General features: G+C 71.4%; 17 protein-coding genes. 8 read left to right on the forward strand and 9 right to left on the reverse strand.

Translation table 11 applies throughout. The features are described from left to right. Positions 1 to 69 precede the first annotated feature (69 nt). Together C7C45_RS26260 and C7C45_RS26265 are read left to right on the forward strand one after the other, a co-directional pair. Positions 70 to 1,326 carry a phosphodiester glycosidase family protein gene (locus C7C45_RS26260; RefSeq protein ID WP_110566372.1) on the forward strand — a complete coding sequence of 419 codons (1,257 nt, stop codon included), beginning with the start codon at positions 70 to 72 and terminating at the stop codon, positions 1,324 to 1,326. A gap of 90 nt (positions 1,327 to 1,416) precedes the next feature. After that, positions 1,417 to 1,644, forward strand: coding sequence for a cellulose binding domain-containing protein (locus C7C45_RS26265; protein WP_110566373.1), 228 nt, complete (start codon positions 1,417 to 1,419; stop codon positions 1,642 to 1,644). Between the two features lie 55 nt (positions 1,645 to 1,699). Here C7C45_RS26265 and C7C45_RS26270 read toward each other — a convergent pair whose 3' ends face one another. Then, positions 1,700 to 2,497 (reverse strand): SAM-dependent methyltransferase, encoded by a 798-nt coding sequence (locus tag C7C45_RS26270; protein WP_110566374.1) that lies wholly within the window; start codon positions 2,495 to 2,497, stop codon positions 1,700 to 1,702. 219 nt (positions 2,498 to 2,716) lie between these two features. On the opposite strand from C7C45_RS26270, the gene C7C45_RS26275 reads away from it, so the two are divergent. From C7C45_RS26275 to C7C45_RS26285, 3 genes are all read left to right on the forward strand, one after another. Continuing rightward, positions 2,717 to 3,550 carry a hypothetical protein gene (locus C7C45_RS26275; RefSeq protein WP_110566375.1) on the forward strand — a complete coding sequence of 278 codons (834 nt, stop codon included), beginning with the start codon at positions 2,717 to 2,719 and terminating at the stop codon, positions 3,548 to 3,550. Between the two features lie 125 nt (positions 3,551 to 3,675). Further along, positions 3,676 to 4,605: a hypothetical protein gene (locus C7C45_RS26280; protein ID WP_110566376.1), complete on the forward strand. Its 930-nt coding sequence runs from the start codon at positions 3,676 to 3,678 to the stop codon at positions 4,603 to 4,605. A 169-nt stretch (positions 4,606 to 4,774) separates the two neighbouring features. Continuing rightward, entirely contained in the window at positions 4,775 to 6,856 is a 2,082-nt protein-coding gene (locus C7C45_RS26285; RefSeq protein ID WP_167454832.1) for a PQQ-dependent sugar dehydrogenase, read from the forward strand. Between the two features lie 12 nt (positions 6,857 to 6,868). Here C7C45_RS26285 and helR read toward each other — a convergent pair whose 3' ends face one another. Then, positions 6,869 to 9,004, reverse strand: coding sequence for an RNA polymerase recycling motor ATPase HelR (gene helR, locus C7C45_RS26290; RefSeq protein ID WP_244200576.1), 2,136 nt, complete (start codon positions 9,002 to 9,004; stop codon positions 6,869 to 6,871). A 330-nt stretch (positions 9,005 to 9,334) separates the two neighbouring features. Here helR and C7C45_RS26295 point away from each other — a divergent pair, with 330 nt between their 5' ends. From C7C45_RS26295 to C7C45_RS26305, 3 genes are all read left to right on the forward strand, one after another. Beyond that, the gene (locus C7C45_RS26295) at positions 9,335 to 10,231 is read left to right on the forward strand and encodes a glycerophosphodiester phosphodiesterase family protein (RefSeq protein ID WP_167454833.1); all 897 of its coding nucleotides are present in this window, start codon (positions 9,335 to 9,337) and stop codon (positions 10,229 to 10,231) included. Position 10,232: 1 nt separating this feature from the next. After that, positions 10,233 to 10,781, forward strand: a complete 549-nt coding sequence (locus tag C7C45_RS26300) for an SLATT domain-containing protein (RefSeq protein ID WP_110566379.1) — start codon at positions 10,233 to 10,235, stop codon at positions 10,779 to 10,781. Positions 10,782 to 10,899: 118 nt separating this feature from the next. Next, positions 10,900 to 11,496, forward strand: coding sequence for a hypothetical protein (locus C7C45_RS26305; protein WP_110566380.1), 597 nt, complete (start codon positions 10,900 to 10,902; stop codon positions 11,494 to 11,496). Between the two features lie 70 nt (positions 11,497 to 11,566). On the opposite strand, the gene C7C45_RS26310 is transcribed toward C7C45_RS26305, so the two are convergent. The 7 genes from C7C45_RS26310 to C7C45_RS26340 all read right to left on the reverse strand — a co-directional run bounded on the left by C7C45_RS26310 (position 11,567) and on the right by C7C45_RS26340 (position 21,025). Further along, positions 11,567 to 13,483 (reverse strand): glycerophosphodiester phosphodiesterase, encoded by a 1,917-nt coding sequence (locus C7C45_RS26310; protein WP_110566381.1) that lies wholly within the window; start codon positions 13,481 to 13,483, stop codon positions 11,567 to 11,569. 106 nt (positions 13,484 to 13,589) lie between these two features. Continuing rightward, entirely contained in the window at positions 13,590 to 14,330 is a 741-nt protein-coding gene (locus tag C7C45_RS26315) for a cellulose binding domain-containing protein (RefSeq protein WP_146247415.1), read from the reverse strand. Positions 14,331 to 14,404: 74 nt separating this feature from the next. After that, positions 14,405 to 14,785: a DUF742 domain-containing protein gene (locus C7C45_RS26320; protein ID WP_110566383.1), complete on the reverse strand. Its 381-nt coding sequence runs from the start codon at positions 14,783 to 14,785 to the stop codon at positions 14,405 to 14,407. Beyond that, the gene (locus C7C45_RS26325) at positions 14,763 to 15,212 is read right to left on the reverse strand and encodes a roadblock/LC7 domain-containing protein (protein WP_110566384.1); all 450 of its coding nucleotides are present in this window, start codon (positions 15,210 to 15,212) and stop codon (positions 14,763 to 14,765) included. Before C7C45_RS26325 ends, C7C45_RS26320 begins: the two co-directional genes overlap by 23 nt. After that, a complete protein-coding gene (locus C7C45_RS26330) occupies positions 15,209 to 17,146 on the reverse strand; it encodes a sensor histidine kinase (protein WP_110566385.1) in 1,938 nt (645 codons plus the stop codon). The genes C7C45_RS26325 and C7C45_RS26330 overlap by 4 nt, the downstream gene beginning before the upstream one ends. Positions 17,147 to 17,189: 43 nt before the next feature. Next, complete coding sequence (locus C7C45_RS26335; protein ID WP_208641346.1) at positions 17,190 to 19,754, reverse strand: helix-turn-helix transcriptional regulator; 2,565 nt, start codon at positions 19,752 to 19,754, stop codon at positions 17,190 to 17,192. 5 nt (positions 19,755 to 19,759) lie between these two features. Beyond that, the gene (locus tag C7C45_RS26340; RefSeq protein WP_110566386.1) at positions 19,760 to 21,025 is read right to left on the reverse strand and encodes an Hsp70 family protein; all 1,266 of its coding nucleotides are present in this window, start codon (positions 21,023 to 21,025) and stop codon (positions 19,760 to 19,762) included. Positions 21,026 to 21,242: the final 217 nt, after the last annotated feature.

The raw sequence follows: 21,242 nt of genomic DNA on the forward strand, positions 1-21,242 counted from the left end.
CCGGTCAACCGCCGGCCCGGCTCGAACATCCCGGCACAGGGCCAGGAACCGCACCAAGAAAGGAGCGCAATGAGGCCCTTGAACCTCGTGCGCCCGAGTCTGGCGCTGCTGCTCGCCGCAGGGCTGAGCACAGTCGTGACGCCGGCCGGCGCGGCCCACGCAGCGGCTGCCACCGTATCCGCCTCGAACTCGCCGATCACCTTCACCTCCAGTGAGCAACTCGCCCCGGGCGTGACCTACGGCTCATTCGAGGTGAGCACCCCCCGTGGCGTCACCGTCGGCTACCTGCTCACGGCCGACCTGAGCAAGAACAAGGTCTCCCTGGACCTGCTGCACCCCGACGCGGTCGCGCAACGCCAGGTGATCTCCTCGATGGCGAACGACCAGGGCGCCATCGCCGGCGTGAACGGAGACTTCTTCAACAACGCGGAGACCCACGCCGGCGTCACGCCGACCTACTCGTCGTCGGGTCCGGAGATCGCCGACGGTGCGGAGCTGAAGTTCGCGGTGCCGAACGCGCAGCGCTTCGGCCCCGGCCTCGCCCCCGGTACCTCGACCCGCGACGTGTTCGGCGTCGGCGTGAACGGCAAGGCGCGCGTCGACACCCTGAGCCTGGACGGCGAGGTACGCAGCAAGAAGGGCACGATCGCCCTCAGCGGCCTCAACCAGTACGCGCTCCCGGTCGACGGCGTCGGCCTGTTCACCTCCGAGTGGGGCACCGCCTCCCGGGTCCGGTCGACCTGCGGCACCGACACGAGCCGTAGCGACCCGTGCAGCACCCACACCTACGAGGTGACCGTCCGCGACGGCGTGGTGACCGCGGTGGGTCAGGCGCCCGGCGCGGGCGCGATCCCGGCCGACACCCAGGTGCTGGTCGGCCGGGAGGGCGGCGCGGACACGCTCGACGATCTCGTCGTCGGTGACCGGGTACAGGTGGGCGAGAAGCTGGTCTCGGCGGGCAAGCCGAAGCTGACGTTCGCGGTCGGTGGCGCGCCGATCCTGCGCGACGGTGCGCCGTTGGCCGGCCTGGACACCAAGACCGCGGCGGTACGCAGCTCGGCCGGCGTCAGCCCGGACGGCAGGACCGTGTACCTCGTGGCGCTTGCCGGCCGCGCTCCGGCCAGCGCCGGCTTCACGATCGCCGAGCTGGCCGACCTGATGCGCTCACTCGGTGCGGACGCCGCGGTGAACCTGGACGGCGGCGGGTCGAGCACGGTCGCCGTACGGGAGCCGGGCCAGGCCGCGGCCACCGCCCGCAACAGCCCGTCCGACGGCGCGGAGCGTCTGGTCGCCAACGGCATCGGCATCTTCGTGGGCCGGCACTGATCTGTCGATCCGCACGGAATCGCCCCGCCCGGTGTCATCGGACGGGGCGATTCCGCATCTCGCACACGGCGCCGCGGGAGGCAATCGCACATGACATCGATGGGGCGGCGTGCGGCTCTGCGCGTCTCCTGGCGGTGGTCCGGCGACGAGCGCGTCCAGACGGTCTGGGGCGGGGTGGCCGAGACCGCGGGTGCCGACGTCGCGGTCCGCAACGCCCCGTACAACGGGGCGCTGACGCCGGGTGCGGTGACGACGTTCGGTCTGCTCGTGGTCAGCAGCGCGGTTCCCGGCGGGTTGACGATGGCGTGCGATTCGTGAACGACGTCCGCCCCGCTCTCGCCGTCGCGGCAGGAGCGGGGCGGTGTCAGGTCCGTCAGGGTTTGCGGGCCACCGCGCCGTACGCGTCGATCCCGGTGGCGTCGGCGTCGTCCGGTCGCCAGAGCGGGATCGGCACGAGGCCCGGCTGCACCATCGTCAAACCCGAGAAGCAACTCTCCAACTCCTCCGGGCTGCGCAGAATGTACGGAACCCCGCCGCTCTGCGCCAGCCGGTCGGCACCGGAAACCACCGCCGGGCTGGTGTTGGTGCCGTCCCAGAACACCAGGTGAGAGCCGGACGGCATGGCGTCCATCGTCTGCCCGACAATCGAGCGCACCACGGCCAGGTCTGGTTCGTAGCCCATGACGCCCATGAACATCACGGCGATGGGCTGGTCGAAGTCGAGCGTCTGTGCCGCCTCGGCGAGAATCTTCTCCGGGTCGTGGTAGTCGGCGGGTACGTAGGTGGTGACACCCTCCGACGTCGTGCTGGACAGCAGCGCCCGGGCGTGCACCAGCACCATCGGGTCGTTGTCCACGTAGACGACCCGCGAGTCGGGTGCGATCCCCTGGGCGACCGCGTGCGTGTTCTGCATGGTGGGCAGACCCGTGCCGATGTCCAGGAATTGCCGGATGCCCGCCTCGGCGGCGAGGTAACGCACGGCCCGCACCAGGAACAGGCGGGACTGCTGCGCCATGAGGACGATTTCCGGGTAGACCTCGGCGACGGCGTCGCCGGCCGCCCGGTCGGACTGGAAGTTGTCCTTGCCGCCCATCCAGTAGTTCCAGATCCGGGCCGCGTGCGGCACGTCGGGCTGAAGCTTCGCGGCGAGTTCGGCGTCCGGGCCGGCCATGCCAGGCTCCTATCGAGGGGGTCGTGGGCTGGAGGTCACCGCAGCGGTACGCCCGGGATCGTACTCCGACGATGTCCACTGTCGAGGGTGGATCGGGTCGGCATCCCGGTCAGCGGCTGACCGACGACCACGACGCGACAATCCGTCGCCCTGTCGCCCCGTTCTCGGCGGTAACCTGTCGGGCTGACGCCGGGATCGGCGGCGAGGCTTGGAGGCCGGATGGTTCACGAAGTGACGAGCCGCGCGGTGTGGGAGGCGGATCGGACGATCGCCCGGCTGTGCGCCACGAGCTATGTGCAACAGGTGTTTCCCGAAGCGGTACGCCTTTGGGGCACGGACGGCGATCCGACCGAACCCGACGAGCTCGACGCGGTGTGGCGGATGCCGGGCGACGGCGGCGAGCGGCTGCTCGTGGTCACCGCGCTGGCCGGCGAGTACGAGCTGCCGCGCCGGCGTCTGCCGTACGGGACGACGGTGGTCGGCGGCACCCGCGACTATCTGCGCTACGCCGTCGAGCGGCTCCGTGAGCACGGGCGGAACGACCTCGCCGGGGCGATCGAACAGGAGATGTACGCCGACCGCCTGTGGTACTTCGAACTTGCCGCCGTGGTGACCGTGGTGAACGGGGAGCACCGGGTGGAGGACGTCCGTGCCCGGCAGTACGACATCAGCGACGCCAGCCTGCTGCGCGCCCTGCTGATGGCGATTCGGGCCAGCGACCGCGACGCGATCGAGAAGCTACGCCAACCGTTCGGAGAAGACCTGCTCAAGGCTCTGGTCGACACGTATCCCTCGCTGGACACCTGGCCACAACGTGCCCACCTGGTGCGGGCAGTCTCCGGCCACCACGGTCCAGTGGTCACACCGGTGATGGCAGCCATCCTCGACATCCCGGATGACGTGGGCGGATCGGGCGACGCCGACATGGCACGGGAGGTCCGGGCCATCGCGCTGAACGCACTGGAGGCCGGCGGCTCCGCCGAGCGGTTCATGCGCTACTACGAGGACGACGAGGCCGCCGCCGCCGCGATTGCCCGGTACCGGGCCGGATAGCCGCCACGCTCGGTTGCAGGTGCCGGGCGAGCCCACGCGCATAGCCTTGGTCGTGCGTCGGTCGACGGGGGATCTTGTCGCGATTGACTACTGTGGAGCCGCGACGATCAAGAGAGGGGTCGGTCATGGCGGAGCGGACCGGCGGCGACCAACCCACCGAGCCGGCGGAGCCGGAACCGGGGCGTGGCGGCGACGGCGGACGTCGTACCCGATCGGTCGGCGCCACGCTCGGCGCCGCGTTGATCGCACTCGCCTCGGTCGCCACCTGGTACATCGACCACCGGGCCGCGTCGTTGGACGCCGAGCAGGAAACGCGAAACCGAAACGCGTTCGTCGAGGTCTGCAACGATCCCGTCCGGGCCGCCGCGCTCGTCATGAACACCCCGTCGCTCGCCAGCACCTGTCCGACGGGTCTGCGTCACCTGCTGTCGATATCGGCGGACGAGGTCGATCCGGGACCGGAACTTCTGGACGCCTATCTGGACCGGCTCTTCACGTTGCTGGGCGCACGGATTCCGAGTGACGTCACGCCGTACCTGAACGCGCTGCACCGCGACGGCGTGTACAGCACCGCCCTCAACGAGTTGCACCGCAACGCCCGACAGTGTGAGGTGCTCCTGCCGACCGGCACTCCGCCACCGGCGACGTCCCGCCCGACCGGGACCTTCTGGGACGACTGGCAGCGGATCGAGGTCGCGCCGCAACCCCGGTCGGTACGGGTGACCGAGGAGCCGGACGGGCACGTCGTCGTCATGGCCCGGGTGGTCGACACGACGCCGGCCTGCCTGACCCGGCCCACCCTCGAGTCGGCCCCGCCGCCCAGGTACGTCGGCACCACGGCGCTGACCCTGTCGTTCGGTACCGGCACCGGACCGAGCGGCGAACGGGTGTGGCTGCTCGACCGCCTCGACGCCTGCCCGGCCCGACCCGACCCGCTGGCCGCGGAACCGGTGGTCAGCACGTACTCGTTGACCCGGCGCCGGTCGATCCGGAACGACGTCACCGACTCCCTCTTCCGCTACGCCGGCAGTACCTGTCCGGCGGCAACCCCCTGAGCCGGCTGCACCCAGGGCTGACGGCCTAGGTCTGGGTTTGTCCCCGATCGAGCGACATCGGTTGACATGCGCCGGCAACCCATCTTTGATTGTCGATGTATTTTGTTCGACTTGATGGGGTTGTCGGCGCCGGGTCGGGCCGGTCAGCACCCCGGACCCTGGAGGACCGATGCCAGTCTTCGCGCGGACCAAACCCCGGCACCCACGATGGCGGCTGCTGCCGGTGGCGATGACAGCGGTGACGCTGCTGACCGTGGCGGTCGGCGTCCCGGCATCGGCAGCGGCCCCCTCGACCGTGGTCGGCGTGGCGTCGGGTCGCTGCCTGGACGTGGTCGGCAACTCCAGGACAGCCGGCGCCGGCATCAACATCTACGACTGCAACGGGCAAGCCAACCAGGCGTGGAGCCTCACCTCGACCGGTGAGTTGCGGGTGTACGACGAGACGATGTGCCTCGACGTGGTCGGTCAGGACACCACCGCGCCGGCCGCACTGCAGATCAACGGCTGCACCGGCGGTGCCAACCAGCGCTGGCGGATCAACACCAACGGGACCATCGTCGGCGTCCAGTCCGGCCTGTGCCTGGATGTGACCGGCGCCGGCACCGCCAACAGCACCACCGTCGGTCTCTGGACCTGCAACGGGCAGAGCAACCAGCGGTGGACGACGGCCCTGGGCAGCGCCGACAGCCAGTCGCCCACGGCACCAGGCAGCCCGCGGGTCAGTGGCCTGACGTGCAACTCCGTGACGTTCGCGTGGAACGCCTCGACGGACAACGTCGCGGTGGCGTTCTACGACGTCTACCACGACGGTCAGTTGATGAAGTCGGTGAGCGGCTCGACGTTGTCCACCAGCCTCACCGTCGTCGCCGGTGCGACCTGGGGCCTGTACGTCAACGCCCGCGACGCCGCCGGCAACGTGTCCCAGGCGAGCACCACGGTTTCGATCACACCGCCGCCCTGCCAGGCCGACAGTCAGGCGCCGACCGCGCCGCAGCAGCTCACCGGCACCGCGTCGGGCACCACTGTCACACTGCGCTGGACCGCGTCGACCGACAACATCGGTGTCCGGGCGTACGACATCTTCCGCGGTGGCGTGCAGGCCGGCACGGTGACCGGCACGCCGCCGGCGACCACCTTCACCGACAGCGGGTTGGCGGCGAACACCGCGTACCAGTACTACGTGGTGGCCCGGGACGCGCAGGGCAACGTCTCGTCGCGTAGCGCCACCACGACGGTGACCACCGGCGCCGCCTGTGGCAATCCGGTGTGTGGGGTGCGGCAGGTCAGCACGGACACCGACGTCCCGTGGGGTCTGGTGACGTTGCCGGACGGCAACGTCCTCTACAACCGCCGCGACGCGCACGACATCATCCAGCTCAACCCCAGCACCGGGGCCAAGACGAACCTGGGCACGGTGCCGAACGTCCAGAGCACCGACGGCGAGGGCGGTCTGCTCGGGCTTGCCATCTCGCCCAGCTACGCCAGCGACCGCTGGCTGTACATCATGCACACCTCGCCCAGCGACAACCGGATCGTCCGGATCAGGTTGGAGAACGGCCGACTCAACACCGCGAGCGAGCAGGTCCTGATCAGCGGCATCCGGCGGAACAAGTACCACGACGGCGGTCGCCTGCGGTTCGGCCCGGACGGCAAGTTGTACGCCAGCACGGGCGACGCGCAGAACGGCGCCTACGCGCAGGACCGGGCGACCCTGGAGGGCAAGATCCTGCGTCTCAACCCGGATGGGACCGTCCCTTCGGACAACCCGTTCGGCAACTACGTGTGGAGCTACGGCCACCGCAACCCGCAGGGGCTGGCGTTCGACTCGCAGGGCCGGCTGTGGGAGCAGGAATTCGGCAACTCGATCATGGACGAGACCAATCTGATCACCCGGGGCGGCAACTACGGGTGGCCGGCGTGCGAGGGCACCAGCGGCACCTGCGGCACCGCCGGGTTCATCGCGCCGGCGCGCACCTATCCGACCTCGGAGGGGTCCTGCTCCGGGATCACGATCGTGCGGGACGCGCTCTACGTGGCCTGTACCCGGGGTGCCCGGATGTACCGCGCGGTGATCAGCGGCAGCAGCCTGACGAACGTGCAGACGTACTTCAATGGCACCTACGGCCGGTTGCGGACGGTGGAGCCGGCCCCCGACGGGGGGTTGTGGTTGACCACCAGCACCCTCGGTGACAAGGACAGCACCCCGAACAACAGCAACGAGAAGATTCTCCACGTCACCCTCGGCGGCTGACCGCACCCGCCCTCAGGGGCTCGTCAGGATGACGAGTTGCTGGGTCGCCCGGGTCATCGCGACGTACCGGTCGACCGCCCCCTCGATGCCCGCACCGAAGGCTTCCGGGTCGATGAGGACGACCAGGTCGAATTCGAGCCCCTTGGCCTGCTCCGGGCTCAGCGACCGGACGCGGGACATCGGCGGGAACGTCGGGTCGCCGATGACGCAGGCTGTCCCGTCGGCGTGCGCGGCGAGCCAGGTGTGCAGGATCGAGGAAAGATCGGAAACCGGTCCGTGTACGACGGCGAGCCCGTTGCTGCGGATCGAGGTCGGCACGTTGGCGTCGGGGAGCGCAGCCCGGATGACCGGTTCGGCTTCCGCCATGACCTCCTCCGGCGTCCGGTAGTTGACGCTCAGGGAGGCCAGGGTGATCCGGTCGAGCCCGATCCGCTCGAGGCGTTCCTGCCACGACTCCGTGAACCCGTGCCGGGCCTGGGCGCGGTCCCCGACGATGGTGAAGCTGCGTGACGGGCAGCGGGCAAGCAACATCTGCCACTCGGCGTCGGTCAGTTCCTGGGCCTCGTCGACGACGATGTGCGCGAACGGGCCGGCGAGCAGGTCCGCTTCGGTGCCGGGCAGTCCCGAATCGTCCATCAGGGCGTCCCGCAGGTCGGGTTGGCGCAACATGGTCAGCAGGCCTTCACCGTCGTCGTAGGCGTCGGCCGCGAGTAGTTCGTCGACGACCCTGGCCATGTGTTCGCGTTCGACGGCGGCAGCGGGGTCACGCCGATGCCTGCGTTCGGACCCCTCCGGGTCGCCGAGCCGCTGGCGTGCCGCGTCCAGGAGCGGTAGGTCGGACACGGTCCAGGCTCGGGCGTCGCCGCGCTGCAGCATCCCGACCTCCTCGGCGCTGAGCCAGGGGGCGCACTTGCGCAGGTACGCGGGCACCGACCACAGGTCTCCGACGAGGTCGGCCGCGTCGAGCAACGGCCAGGCGCGGTTGAAGGTCGTCCGTAGCTCCCGGTTTCGCAGCAGCGACGTGCGGAGCAGGTCGTCCGGCTCGTCGCCGTCGGACTTGTCGACCAGGATGGTGAGCAGCTCCTCCCAGATCTCGTCCCGCGCCTCGTTGTGCGGCGTGCCGGGCCCGGGCGCCTGGAACGCGTTGGCCCAGTCGTCGGCGCTCAGCCAGATGTCGGATACGTCGGTCGTGACCATCATGGGGTTGACCGGTGGTTCCTCGTAGAACCGGACCGCCGCGTCGATCGCCCCGACCAGGTCCGCGGAGGCCTTCAGCCGGGCGACGTCCGGATCGGTTTCGATGGTTGCCGCGGCGCCCTCGGGTACGAGGTCGCGCAGGGTGCAGGTCTGCACGTCCTCCTCTCCGAGGCTGGGCAGGACGTCGGCGACGTAGGCCAGGTAGGGCTGGTGCGGCCCGACGAAGAGCACCCCGCCCCGGCGCTGATTGAGGCGAGGATCGGAGTAGAGCAGATAGGCGGTGCGGTGCAGCGCGACGACGGTCTTGCCCGTGCCCGGACCGCCGTCGACGACGAGCGCGCCGGCCGATCCGGCGCGGATGATGGCGTCCTGGTCGGCCTGGATCGTGCTGAGCACGTCTCGCATCCGGGTCGACCGGGCGCTGCCCAGGCTGGCGATGAACGCGGACTGGTCGTCGAGCGCGACGGCGTGCCCCACGAACCCGTCGGGGGTGAACACCTCGTCCCAGTAGTCGCTGATCCGGCCGCGGGTCCAGCGGTACCGGCGGCGGCTCGCCAGACCCATCGGGTTGGCGTGTGTCGCGCCGAAGAACGGCTCGGCGGCGGGCGAGCGCCAGTCGAGCAGCAGTCGTCGGCCCGTGCTGTCCGTCAGGCCGCGCCGACCGACGTAGACGGGATCGGAGTCGTCCACGCCGACCACGTGGCCGAGGCACAGGTCCAGACCGTAGCGACTCAGCGCGTGCAGGCGACCGGTCAGCCGGCGGACCTCCATGTCCCGGTCCACCGCCTGCCGGCCCTTGCCGCCAGGTGCCCTGCGCTCGGCGTCGAGGCGCTCGGAGAGCTCGGCGTGCAACTGCGCGAGGCTCTCCGCCATGGCCGCGAAGTGCTGCTCGTCGTGGCTGATCAGCGTCGGATCGGACTTGGGGGAGAGGTGATCGGGAAGGTCGAACACGGAGGCGGGTGGTGAACTCAATTCACGACTTCCATTTCGGCAGATTCTGGGCTCGGCCGACGATTTTGCGGCACCACCCGGGCCTTGCCGCAAGCCCCCCAATGCGCTATATGTTAGGAGTGGAAGGGGTTGGGTGTTCCCGATTTCGGTGCCCTGACCAGCCACGCTCGCCGCGCCCCGGGGCCGCACCCCTGCCGCCTCACCGCGCACGCGCATCGCGCCCGGCGGCCCCCGCTCGATGACACACCCGACCGCAGCCGCGTGGTCGTGCGCGTCGCACGTTGGCCAGCGCGACTAGACGGGCGGTGGCAACCTCCGGCAATGTCTACCGTGGATGGACCACCGAAGGCGTTCGCAGGGAGGCTTATCGTGCGACGGGCCGCTATGAACCATCGCGCGAGCCGTACTGAGGAGCTTCCGGAACACGACGGTGTGGGCCCGGCGGCTCAGGGGGAACGTGTGGCGTCCGACGACCGCTGGCTGCGGGAAACCCCGATCGCGCACCGAGGCCTGACCGGCGACAACCGACCTGCCAACTCGCTTGCTGCCTTCGAGGCGGCTGCCGGCGAGGGTTATGCCTGCGAGTTGGACGTGCAGCTCACCAGGGCCGGGGAGCTCGTCGTCGTGCACGACCATGAGTTGACCGAGCTCACTGGTCAGTCGACCCGCACCGCAGAGCTCACCCCAGCCGACCGGCAGCGACTCCGGTTGAACGGCACCGACCAGCGCATTCCCACCCTTGCCGAGGTATTGGAACGGGTCGCTGGGCGGGTGCCACTTCTGATCGAGCTCAAACGGCCGAGCCTGTCCCTCAACTTCGATCTTGTGGACGAGGTGTTTCGGCAGACGGCAGGCTACCCGGGGCGTTACGCGGTCGAATCCTTCGACCCGTTGCTGGTGGCGGCACTGCGGGTCGCGGTGCTGCGTATGCCGTCCGACCGACGGGTGCCGGTGGGGCGAATCTGTGGACTGCTCCGCACGGCCGGGCCGGTGACGCGAATGGTCGGCCGCAGCATGGTCAGCAACCTGGTCAGCCGCCCGGATTTCCTGGCCTACGAGGTCGGCGGATTTCCTTCCGGATTGACGGCGTGGTGGCGCCGACGCGGCGTTCCGGTGATTGCCTGGCCGGTCGTTTCCCCCGATCAGGAGTTGTTCGCCCGTCAATTCGCGGACAACATCGTATTCTCGGGCTATAGACCGTCTCGCGGCAAGGATCTAGCATCGTGAGGTGTCTATTGACCGAAGGCGGAGTGGGGTGTTGGCGGGATCGCAGAAGGCGGCTTCTGAAGATCCGTTACAGGGCTACCGGACGCTGGCCGAGGCGAGTGTCAACAAGCTCCGCGATCAGTACGATTGGCGGGCGAAATGGCACCGTCGACTGTTCCGATTCAGTGGCATCCTGGTCATCGTCATCAGCGCGTCTCTCCCGCTGCTCGCGGGCTTCAGCTACCCGGGGAAAAACCTCATAATCGCTGCCTCCGGCGTGATCATCGCGACCGCCACGGCGCTGCGGACCTTCTATCAGTGGGATCAGATGTGGGCCCTGCTGCGGCGCACCCACTTTGGGCTCATCGAGGCGAACAACCAGTGGAAACTCGCATTCGGCCGGGCTGAGGCGACGGCTGATCCGGTGCAGCGCGAGCAGCTCGCCTTTGCGGCCACTGAAGCGTTGCTCGCAAAGATCGAAGCCCTTCGAAGTGCCGAGACGGAGAAGTTCTTCAGCTCGTTGGCCTTTCCGGAGGAGACCACGCTGGCTCGCAGGCCGTTCCACCCCTGACCACTCGGCTGCTGGGCCGCACCAGGGTTGCTCGGTGGAAGACCTGACGCGAAACTCAGGGCCACCCGAGGGAGGTTCCCGGAGGTCGGACGAGCGGCGCTGGCCAGATGATGCTGGCATGAAACGCGCTGCGCTCTACGTGATCGCCGGGCCGCTCGGCATTGCGGCCTACGGCCTCGTCCGTCTGTGGGGAAAATCCGACGGGGTGTACGGCCCGGGGTTCGACTGGCAGGCCGCGCACCTGGTCGCCCTGGCCGGCATGGTGTTCTTCGTCCCGGGGGTCCGCACACTGGCCCGCCTGCTGCCCCGCAGCCCTTGGCGCACCGGGGTGGTGGCCCTCACGTTCATCGGGCTCGCCGCGACGATGGTGCAGTTCGGCGCCGACATCGTGGAGGGGCTCCTGGCCGCGGACCGGGCGGAGATGTCGGCGCTCGGCGCGGACTTCAAGGACATCCCCGGCGTCGAGGTGGCCTTCTACGACGTCGTACCCCAACTGTTCTTCCTCGGCTTGGTCGTCCTCGCGGGGCTGCTCGCGGCCAGGCGGCGGCTGCCCTGGTGGAGCCCGCCGCTGCTGCTCGCCGGCATCGTCCTGCCGGTGGTCACCCTCGACCTGCTCCCCATCGGCGGCCTGTGCATGGCGTTGGCGTTGGCGCCGGCGCTGCCGAGCGTGGCCCAGCAGGGTGAGCGGGCCATGCCCCCTGTCGCTGTCCACTGAGGAAGCTTTCTGATGCGCTGGCCCCCGGCGTCGGAGTCGACGGCGGGGGCCAGGCTGCGATGACGGACCGTTACTTCAGTGCGAGGGTGCGGGCGTCGGCGGCGATGACGCTGGCGACCGCTGCCGGCACCAGCTTGCCGGCCTGCCGGTCGGCGTACGTGGCCAGCTCGGCGTACTCGGCCCGAACCAGCCTGGTGGTCATCGCGGTGACGGCGGCCGGATCCGCGCCGGACGTGAGGATCAGGTAGCCGAGACCGGCCTGGCTCACCGTCACGGTGAAGGTGCTGGTCGCGGTGGCGGTGCCCTCGGGGCCGCTCACCGCGGCGGAGATGGTGTGCCGACCCGCGGTCAGCTTGGCCAGGTCGAGCTTGCGGCCGGCGGCCGACTTCTTGCCGTCCAGCGTGACAGTGACGGTGTCCGCGTTGGTCGCGGCGACCGCGATCACCGGGGACTGCGCCCGGTCGAGCCGAGCCCCGTTGGCCGGCGAGGTGATGGCCACGGTCGGGTCGGCGGAGGCCCGCTGCAGGAACGCCGAGTTCCAGCCGACCAGCTCGGACGCGCGGTTGGTGATGATCGCGTCGGTGCCGATCCGCTCCAACCGCTGCCACAGGCCGGCGGAGTCCATCGTCCAGGCCATCACGGCGATCCCGGCGGCGTGCAGCGGGGCGACGACCTCCGGCTTGGCCAGCAGCGCGTTGCCGTCCGGGTTGTACGCGGTCAGGTGCAGCTCCTTGGCGACCGCCACCGGGTCGGCGTCGAGGTTGCTGCGGAGCAGGCCGAGCGGCAGTTCGGGGGCGATCTCGTAGGTGTACTTCAGGGCGTCGACCTCGAAGCTCTGGATGAAGACCCGGCCCATCATCTGCTCGTCCCGGATCACCTGGATGATCGTGGCGACCTCGTCCCGGGTGTGCTTGCCCTTGATCTCCACGAGCAGGTTGCCACCCCGGGTGCGCAGGTCGGCGAGCTGCTCGGCCAGGGTGGGCACCCGCTCGCCGACGTACTGCGGGCCGAACCAGGAGCCGGCGTCGAGCGCCTTGATCTGTGCGGCGGTCAGGTCCCGGATGTTGCCGGTGCCGTCGGTGGTCCGATCGACGGTGCCGTCGTGCAGGATGAACGGGATGCCGTCCTTGCTCGGCTGGACGTCGTTCTCGATCCAGTCGGCGCCACCCTTACGCGCGATCTCCTGCGCCACGAGAGTGTTCTCCGGTGCGGCGGCGGACGCGCCCCGGTGGGCGATCACGGTGAACGGGCTGCCCTCGGGGCGGATGTAGCCGTTCGGTGCCAGCTCGGTGACGGTGACGTCGTCGTACGACACGGTGGCGCCGTTGACGAACAGCCCCTGGACGCCGTTGACGGAGCGCTGGAGGCTGTTCGTACGCATCGCCTCCCGCCCGTCGAAGATCCAGCGGGCCTGGTTTCCGTGCACCTCGACGGCGACGCGGACATCCCGACCGGTCCCGGCGGCGTACGGGGCCGAGGCGGTGTTCGTCACGACCCAGGCGTTGGCGGTGGTCCGCTGGGCGAATTCGAGGCCGTTGGCGGCGGTGGTGCCGCTGCGCATGGTGGCGATCCACCACGGGGTGGCGCCGTCGGCGGGCACGTCGACACCGAGCGAGGCCCAGCGCGTGGCGGCCGAGACCGACTCGAAGCGCATGGTCGCCGCAAGCCGGAAGTCGTTGAGGTGCCGACCGAAAGTGATCTTGTTGTTCTCGCTGGAGCTGGTCGACGTGCCGTACAGCCGGCCGTTCTCGACCTTCCAGGTGCCGTCCACCGCGTTCCAGCCGGCGGGCAGCGACCCGGCCGAGAAGTTCTCCGAGACGACGACGCTGCCCGGCTCGGCGGTGGCGGGTGACGAGGTCGCGACGGCCACCGCGACGGCAGCGCCGGTGAGGGCGAGGGCTGCGACGGTGGCGCAGGCCCGGGTACGCAGGGCGCCGAGCCTCGACCCGGCGCGGCCGATCGACGATGATGCGAGTGGGACAGTCATGGCCGGAACGGTACGAAGCGCACCCGAACTGATGATCAATCATGCATGGCTGTCGTTGGAACGCTCGGTGTATCTCGTTCGATCGACCCGGGGCGGCCCAGCCCGGTCAGTTCGACAGACCGGTGCAGGCGGTGCCGTCGATGGTGCACGCCTCGGGGGCGGAACCAGCGATCGAACCGTTGACCCGGAACGTCACCCGGACCGCGGCGCTGCCCGGCACCTGGCCGGCGCTGCCGTCCGGCACGAACGTCCACACAGCGCCGTCGCGGCTGGCCCGGGCGCCTTCGACCGCGCTGACGCGAAGGGACTCCCGGGGCAGGGTGACCGTCAGCGTCCACTGCGGCACCGACACCGAGCCGGGATTGCTGATCGTCACGGCCGCGCCATAACTGAGCAGGGCGTTGTCCGCGATGGTGAACTCGGCGTTCAGGGGGGCCGGTGCGGGTGGCGCCGTCGAACCGGTCGGTGCGGGCGGGGTCGACGCACCGCCGGTCGGTGGGACCTCGGTGGCCGAGGCGGCTGGCGGGGGAGTGGACAGCGCCGGGCTGGTGACCGCCGGTCGCGCCTGCGGCCGGGGAGTGCCGGGCGGCGGTGTGCCCACCTGCTCGACGGACGACGGCGGGTCGAGGGCCACCGGGGTCAGCTCCTCCGGCGTACGCAGCACCCCGATGATCGAGGCGGCTGTCGCGATCAGCACCCCGATCGCCGCGATCATGGCCACCCAGGCGGCCCGCGAGAAGTCGTCCCGACCGGTGAGCACCCGCCGTGCGGCCGTGACCAGGGCCACGATCCGGTCCAGCACGATGATCGCCACGGTACGGCGTGGCTGGGGTGGTGTTGCCGGCACTGCCTGTCTCTCCTTCAGTTCGTCGCCGGATGCCCGCCCGCGGCCCGTCCGGGTCGCGGATGGCACCCGCCCTGTCACAGGGTGCGAAGCCCGACGAGTATCGCCTCGAGCAGATCCTCGGTCGGCAGCTCCGACAGCATCGGCGGGTCGTGCGTCTCGATCAGCCCGGCCGTGAGCAGGTCACCGAGCAACACCCGGACAGTCCCCAGTGGAAGGTCCAGCTCGGCGCCGACTTCGGCCACCGACACTGGATGGTGACACAGCTCGACGATCCGCGCCTGTTCAGGGAAGAGCCGTGTGGGCGGCGTGACCGTCCGTCGGGCGACGACCAGTGAGATCAGGTCGAATTGACCGCGGGCCGGCGCCGTGCGCCCGCCGGTCATCGTGTACGGCCGGGCGACCGGGCCTGCGTCGTCGTCGTACCACGCCTCGTCAGCGGTGCCGCTGGTGTGCACCTGTGTCCCCGATCGTCGCCGAGGAAGCCGGTCCGAGAGTGATCGGCAGGTGCCGCTCGGCCTGCCCCACGAAGAGCGCCACCTCGTACGCCATGTCGCCGACCTCGACGTCGTCACCGGCGATCCGCACGGTGAGAATCGTTCCGTTCGGGATGGTGGCGATGAACAGGAACGCCCGCGACATCTGCACCACGACCTGGCGTAGGCCGCCCGCGTCGCAGGTCCGGGTTGCGGCCAGCCCCAACGCGATCAGGCCGGCGACCACGCCGGAGATCTGCTCGGCCAGTTTCGCCTCCACCTGCCGGGAACCGCCGAGGGCCAGCCCGTCAGGGGAGAGCACGACGGCGAACTCCGCGCCGTGCACTCGGTCGACCAGGCGGTCCAGGGCGCCGGTCAGGCTGTCGTCGGTGACCACTGCGGACGTCATGGGTGTCTCCTCGCTGTTCTCGCGACCGGTATCTCGACCGTGTCGAGGCTGGTCCTGCGGTGTTCGGGGCCGGTCGGCCCGGTCCGACGGACCCGCGTCGGCAGGTCGCCGTCGCCGCTCGCGTCGGGCCGGTCGGCACCGTCGCGGTCCGGCCGGTACGGGGTGCCGGGTGGTGCGGTGGCCGGTCCACGTCCGGTGTCGCTCACCGTGACCAGCCCGGCCGGGAGGAGCACGAGCACGGCCGTTCCGCCGCGCTGGCTGGGGCGCAGCGAGACGTGGGCGCCGCATCGCCGGGCGAGCACGGCGACGGTGTACAGACCCGCGGGGCCGGCGGGCGGGCCGTCCGGCGGGTTGCTGAGCAGGTGGTTCGCCTCGGCCAGCGCGGACGCGTCCAGGCCAGGCCCGTCGTCGATGACCAGGACGGCGCACCCCTGCGAGCGGTGCTCGCCGGTGACCCGGACGGTGGTGTCCGGCGGCGAGAAGGCGAGGGCGTTCTCGATCAGCTCGGACAGCAGGTGGATGACGTCGGTGACGGCGCGACCCGCGATCGACCACGGCCAGTGCGGGGCGATCAGGACCCGGTGGTAGTCCGGTACCTCGGCGACCGCACCGCGCGCGACGTCGAGCAGTGGCACCGGGCGCCGCCAGCGTCGGGCGGGCGCCGCACCGGCGAGGGCGATCACCTTCTCCACGTTGCGCCGGATCCGGGTGGTGAGGTGGTCGAGCTGGAACAGCTCGGCGGTCTCCTCGGCGGACCGCTCCCGACGCTGCATCCCGTCCAGCAGACCGAGTTGATCGCGCAGCAGGACCTGATTGCGTCGGGTGAGCCGCAGGAACAGCTCCCGTTCGGCGCCGACGGGATTCGGCGGGGCGACCGGGGTCGGGGTCGGGGTCGGGGTCGGGGAGCTGACCTCCGGCCTGGTCAGCTCGTCGATCAGGCGTCGGACGGTGCCCGCCCAGCTCAACAGGAGCAGGAGCACGACGATGAGGCCCAACCCCACCACCGCGCCGGTACGCGCGACGAGCACGGCGGCACCCGGCGTGGCCCGCTCGACGCTGCCGCGGGCGGTGGTCGTGACAAGTGTCTGCAGTGCGCCGAGGGCGGCGTCCGCCGCGGTGCGCCAGGCCTGGACGGTGATCCCGGCCAGGGCGTTGCCGGTGTCCGCCCGCAGCAGCCTGTCCTCCAGGGCGAGCAGGCCCGCGAACTCGGGGCCGGTCGCTATCCGCTGGTGCTCGCCCTGGCCGTCGACGTTCAACCCCGCCGCCGCCTCGGTGCGCGCGAACCGCTGGTTGCCGACGAGCTCGACCAGTCGCAGCCGCTCGTCGACGCCGAACCGTGCACCGGTCAGGGCCGCGCTCACCAGGGTGTCCTCCCGGGCGAGCAACTCCCGGGCGCGGGCCAGCGCGATCACCGCGCGGGTGTCGGCCGCCAACGCGCTCTCGTACGCGCCCCACTCCGGGCCGTACACCCGGAAGGCGACGTCGATGACCTGGTCGTACCCGTCGAGGACCGCGGCCTGGTCGAGTCGCCCGGCGTCCGCCTCGGAGCGGATCGTGCCCAGGCCGTCGAGCCGGCGAACCAGTCCGCCGGCTCGGTCGCGGACCTTGCCGGCGCCGAGCAGCCGAAAATCGCTGCCCTCGCTGAACTCGCGGACCTCGGCGGCGGCCCGATCGGTGCCCGCACGTGCCCCGACCAGCTGGGTCGCCGTCGGCGCGGCCCCGGCGATCGTCTCGGTGGTGGCCCGACGTTCGGTCTGCAGGCTCAGGATCAGGCGGTCGAGCGGCTGGCCCAGATTGTCCGCCAGGGCCCGCACCCGCAGCAGGTCGATGGCGTCCTGGCTGCTCACGTAGGCCGCGTACGACCAGAGCGTGATCAGCACGGCGGCCAGCACCACCAGCCTGGTCCGGATCAGCCGGACCTCGTTGCGCGTCACGTCCCGCTCCGCTCGGTGCGGCGGAGTCCGCGAGGTGGGCGCCTCATCGGGTCGCCCGCTGCGGCCACGGCTGCCCGGCCGTATCGCTGGCCCGATCGGCGACGATGGTGCGCAGCAGAGCCAGCAACTCGGCGCGGTTGGCGCAGTTCAGCCGGTTGCGCATCCGTGCCACGTGGTGTTCCACCGTCTTGGCCGAGATGAAGAGCCGGTCGCCGATCTCCCGGTAGGTCAACCCGGCCAGCACCAGCTCCGCAACCTCGTACTCGCGGTCGCTGAGCCCCTGCTGGGTCGGGCCGGTGGCCCGCGCCGTGCTCTCGGCGGTCGTCGACGTCGACCCGCCGTGACCGCCGGGCGGTCGCCCCTGCAATGCTCGGGCGCACTCCAGCAGGGTGGTCATCGCCCGCCGGTCCGCGGTACGGATCGCGGCCTGACCGGCGAGGCGAGCACCGTCCCAGCACAACCCGGTGTCGTGCAGCCCCCGGGCGGCGGCCTCCACCCGGGCCGGATCGACGACGCCCCGGAGCACCTCCACCCAGCTCTCCGCGGCGGCGGCGACCACGGCGGCGTACCGGCTGTGCTCGGCCGAGGCGAGCAGCGCGGCGACGTGTCCGTCGGCGAGGGCCGGCTCGCCGGTGAGGATCGCGGCGTGCAGCCCACTCCAGTGCAGCGGCACGCCCCACAGTGGTGGGTTACCGAGGCGGCCGAGCAGCGCGCGCCCCTCCCGCAGGTACGGTTCGAGCCGGGCCAGATCACCCAGCCGCGCGCCCGCGATGGCCAGTTCACCCAGCGGCAGGAGCGTGAACAGGTCGACGGGGTGCCGGACCACCGCCTCCAGCGCCTGCCCCCAGCCACGCTTGAGCGCCCCGAGGTCGCTGTTGCGCCGGGCGATGCCCATCCGGATCGCGGCGGCGAAGAGCAGATCGCGTGACTCCAACTGCCGCCCGTCGAGCGTCACCGTGGCGAGGCGCTCGGTCGCGGCGTGCGTCTCGCCCCGGACCATCAGGATCCAGGCCTGCAACAGCCGGTGGCGGCGCGCCATCAGCGGGCCACCGACGCCGGCACTCAGGGCCCGGTGCAGCACCCGCTCGGCGATCTCCAGCTCACCGCAGTGCACCGCGGTCAACGCGGCGAGGGCCGCCGGGCTGTCCGGCAGGAGTGCCGCCCGTCCGTCCGGCTCCAGCAGCGCGGCGGCCTGCACGAGTGCGGAGAGCGCTGCGGTCGGCGGACCGCTCACGCTCTCGCGTACCCCGTTGGCCATCAGGCGGGCGGCGCTGGCGTGCAGGGTTGGTGGTTCGTCCGTGGGGTCGGCGGCCGGCGGCTCGGCTGTGACGCCCAGGTCGCCCATGGCGAGGCGGCCGACGATGGCGAAGGCCGCCGCCGAGGCGGTGCCTGACCACCGGTACAGCTCCACACTGCGACCGACGTGACCGCGATGCGCCAGGGCGGTCGCGGCCACCACGGCCGCCTCGGCACGGTCGGGCGGGGCGGCCGTGGCCAGCAGTCGGTCCGCGAGTCGCAGGGCGTCGTCGAGGTTGCCGGCGAGCGCGGCGGCGAGTGCCTGCTCGGCGCTCGCCGGCCGTCCGGCCGCCGTGGCGGCCGCGAACAACTCGGCCGCGAACGCCGGCTCGTCGGCCAGCGCCTCACCCGCCGCGGCGGCCAGGGTCGAGGCCGGGCAGTCACCGAGCGCGCCCACCGCCAGCAGGGAGCGGACCAGCGGCAACACCGCGCCGCCCCGGGCGAGCTGCAACTCGGTGAGCCGGCGCCAGACCGCGGTCCGGTCGGTCGCGGGGCTGAGCGTCGTGACGGCCCGCCGGACGATCGGCGCGAGCCGGCCGTCGGCGCCGAGCAGCCCGGCCGCCCGCGTCGCGGCGATCAGGTCGTCCACCGCCGCCGGCTCCCGGCCCAGGAGCGTGCCGAGCATGCTCACCGGCAGCAGCCCGCCGGCCGCGACGGCGAGCAGCAGGAGTCGTACCTCGGCGGGCTGCACGTCCAGGTCCGGCGCGAACTCGCCGACGGCGGACCGGGGTGGGGTGACCACCGTGCCGGCGGGGATCTCCGCGCCGGCCAGGCCACGGACCAGCCGTTCGACGTCCCGGGGTACGCCGGCGGTCTGTGCGTGCACGAAGTCGACCAGGTCACCGGGGCGGTCCAGCTCTGGCGTGGCGGCGAGGTAGGCGGCGGTCTGCTCCCGGGTGAACGGCGTGAGGAGCACGGCCTGCCCGTCCCGCCGGAGGGAGTCGACCAACTCGCTGAGCGCCGCCGACCGGGGCCACGGGCGGTGGGCGACGACCAGCCGGTGCCGACGGGTGGCGACCAGACGCAGAAGAACCCCGACGCGTGCGTCGTCGAGCAGGTGCGCGTCGTCGACCAGCAGCAGCGCGTCGGGGTCGACCGGTTCACCGGGCTCCGGGGCGGCCGTGCGTACGGTGATCCCGGCCCGCTGGTGGATCCGCGCCAGCTCCGCGAGCAGCGCGGTCTTTCCATGCCCACCGGGGCCGGCGATGCCAACGGTGAGTGGGCCGGTCGGGTCCTGCCCGACCGCGTCCAGCAGGGCCTGCGGCCCCTTGTCCAGCGTCAGCCCCGGCTCGGCGATGCCATTCATGATCATTGAGGTCATCCTTCGCGTCCCCGGCTGCGGGCCAGCACCAGGCGGGACGGCTTCGGCAGTTCCAGTGGGAGGACCCGGACCGGTGGTCGCGGTGGCGGATCACCCGGGACGGTGGTGTCGTGGTGCGGGCGGCGTGGTGCCGGAACGCTGGCCCGCCCGGCACCGCTCACCGGGGCCGGGTCGCGGACCGGCGCCGGCGGGCGGGGGCGCGGCGACACCACCTGGCAGGCGGCCATCGCCGCCCCGGTGGCGGCGGTCAGTTGGGAGTCCGGTTCCACCTCGACGGGCACCGGGAGCGCCGCGCTGATCAGCTCGGTGACGAGCGGAACGCGGGTCGAGCCGCCCGCCAGCAGGACGCCGTCGAGCTGCGCCGGCGTCAGGTTGGCACTCTGCACGGCCCGCAGCAGCAGGTCGACGGTGGCCTGCACGGTCGGGCGGATCATCTGCTCGAACTGCGCCCGCGTCACCGGTATCCGGGCCGGCCCGCTCGGCAGGGTCAGCACCACGTCGGCCGTCAGATCGACGGTCAGCACCCGCTTGACCCGGTCACACTCGGCGCGCAGCCCGCGCAACGCGGCCTGGGTGCCGCGGCGTGCGGTGGTGGCCAACTCCCGGGCCAGCGTCGTACGGGCGTACCCGGCCAGCGCCTCGTCGAAGTCGGCGCCGCCAATCGAGTCGAGACCCTGGGGAGTGCCGAACGTCTCGTACGTGCCGCGCGGGGTGCGACGCACCAGTGCCGCCTCGAAACTGTTGCCCCCCAGGGCGTAGACGACGGCGGTGCTGCCCGCGAAGCCACGGGCCGCGTGACTCTCGGCCACCGTGACCGTGCGCGGCAGCAACGTCACGTGCCGCAACCCGAAGCCCGACAGCGCCCGGTGCAGCACCTCTCGCCGGTAGGGGCGCCACCCCGCCGGGTGGCTGAGCACGATCGCCTCGGCGGGACCGCCCTCCAGGGCGTGGACCCGATCCACCACCCACGCCGCCAGCTCCGCGGTCAGCGTCTGCGGCGTGCATGCTTCGCCACCGAGCAGTAGGGGCACGTCGTCACCGATCCGGTGGACGAAGTCCCGCGTGGTGCGGCTGCCGTCGTCGGTTTCGGGCTCGCCCACGTGCAGCGAGCCGTCCTCCGACAGGCACAGCACCGACGGTACGAGAGTCGAGCCGACGTGCAGCGGAACGGCCTCGGGACGGGTCCAGGTCGTGCCATGCCGCCGCGCGACCGCGGCAGCCGTGTTGGTGCTTCCGATGTCTATCCCCAGGACGTACGGCATGGTCCCTATCTCCCCCCGTGGATCGGCCGGTCGGTGGCGACGGCGTCGGTGCTGCCCGACCACCCACCCCCGGCGAACCCCGCGGGCTCCTACGTTCGTACCAGAGATCAGTCCCTGGTCGGGACCCTAATCTCGCCGGTCCGGTTTCCCCCTGTCCCCCTAACGTACGAGGTGGCGGTGCCCCTAGTTCAACCGGCCCGGATGCGGGCTGAGCCCC

Source organism: Micromonospora arborensis (assembly GCF_003205615.1).
GTDB classification, from domain to species: Bacteria; Actinomycetota; Actinomycetes; order Mycobacteriales; family Micromonosporaceae; genus Micromonospora; species Micromonospora arborensis.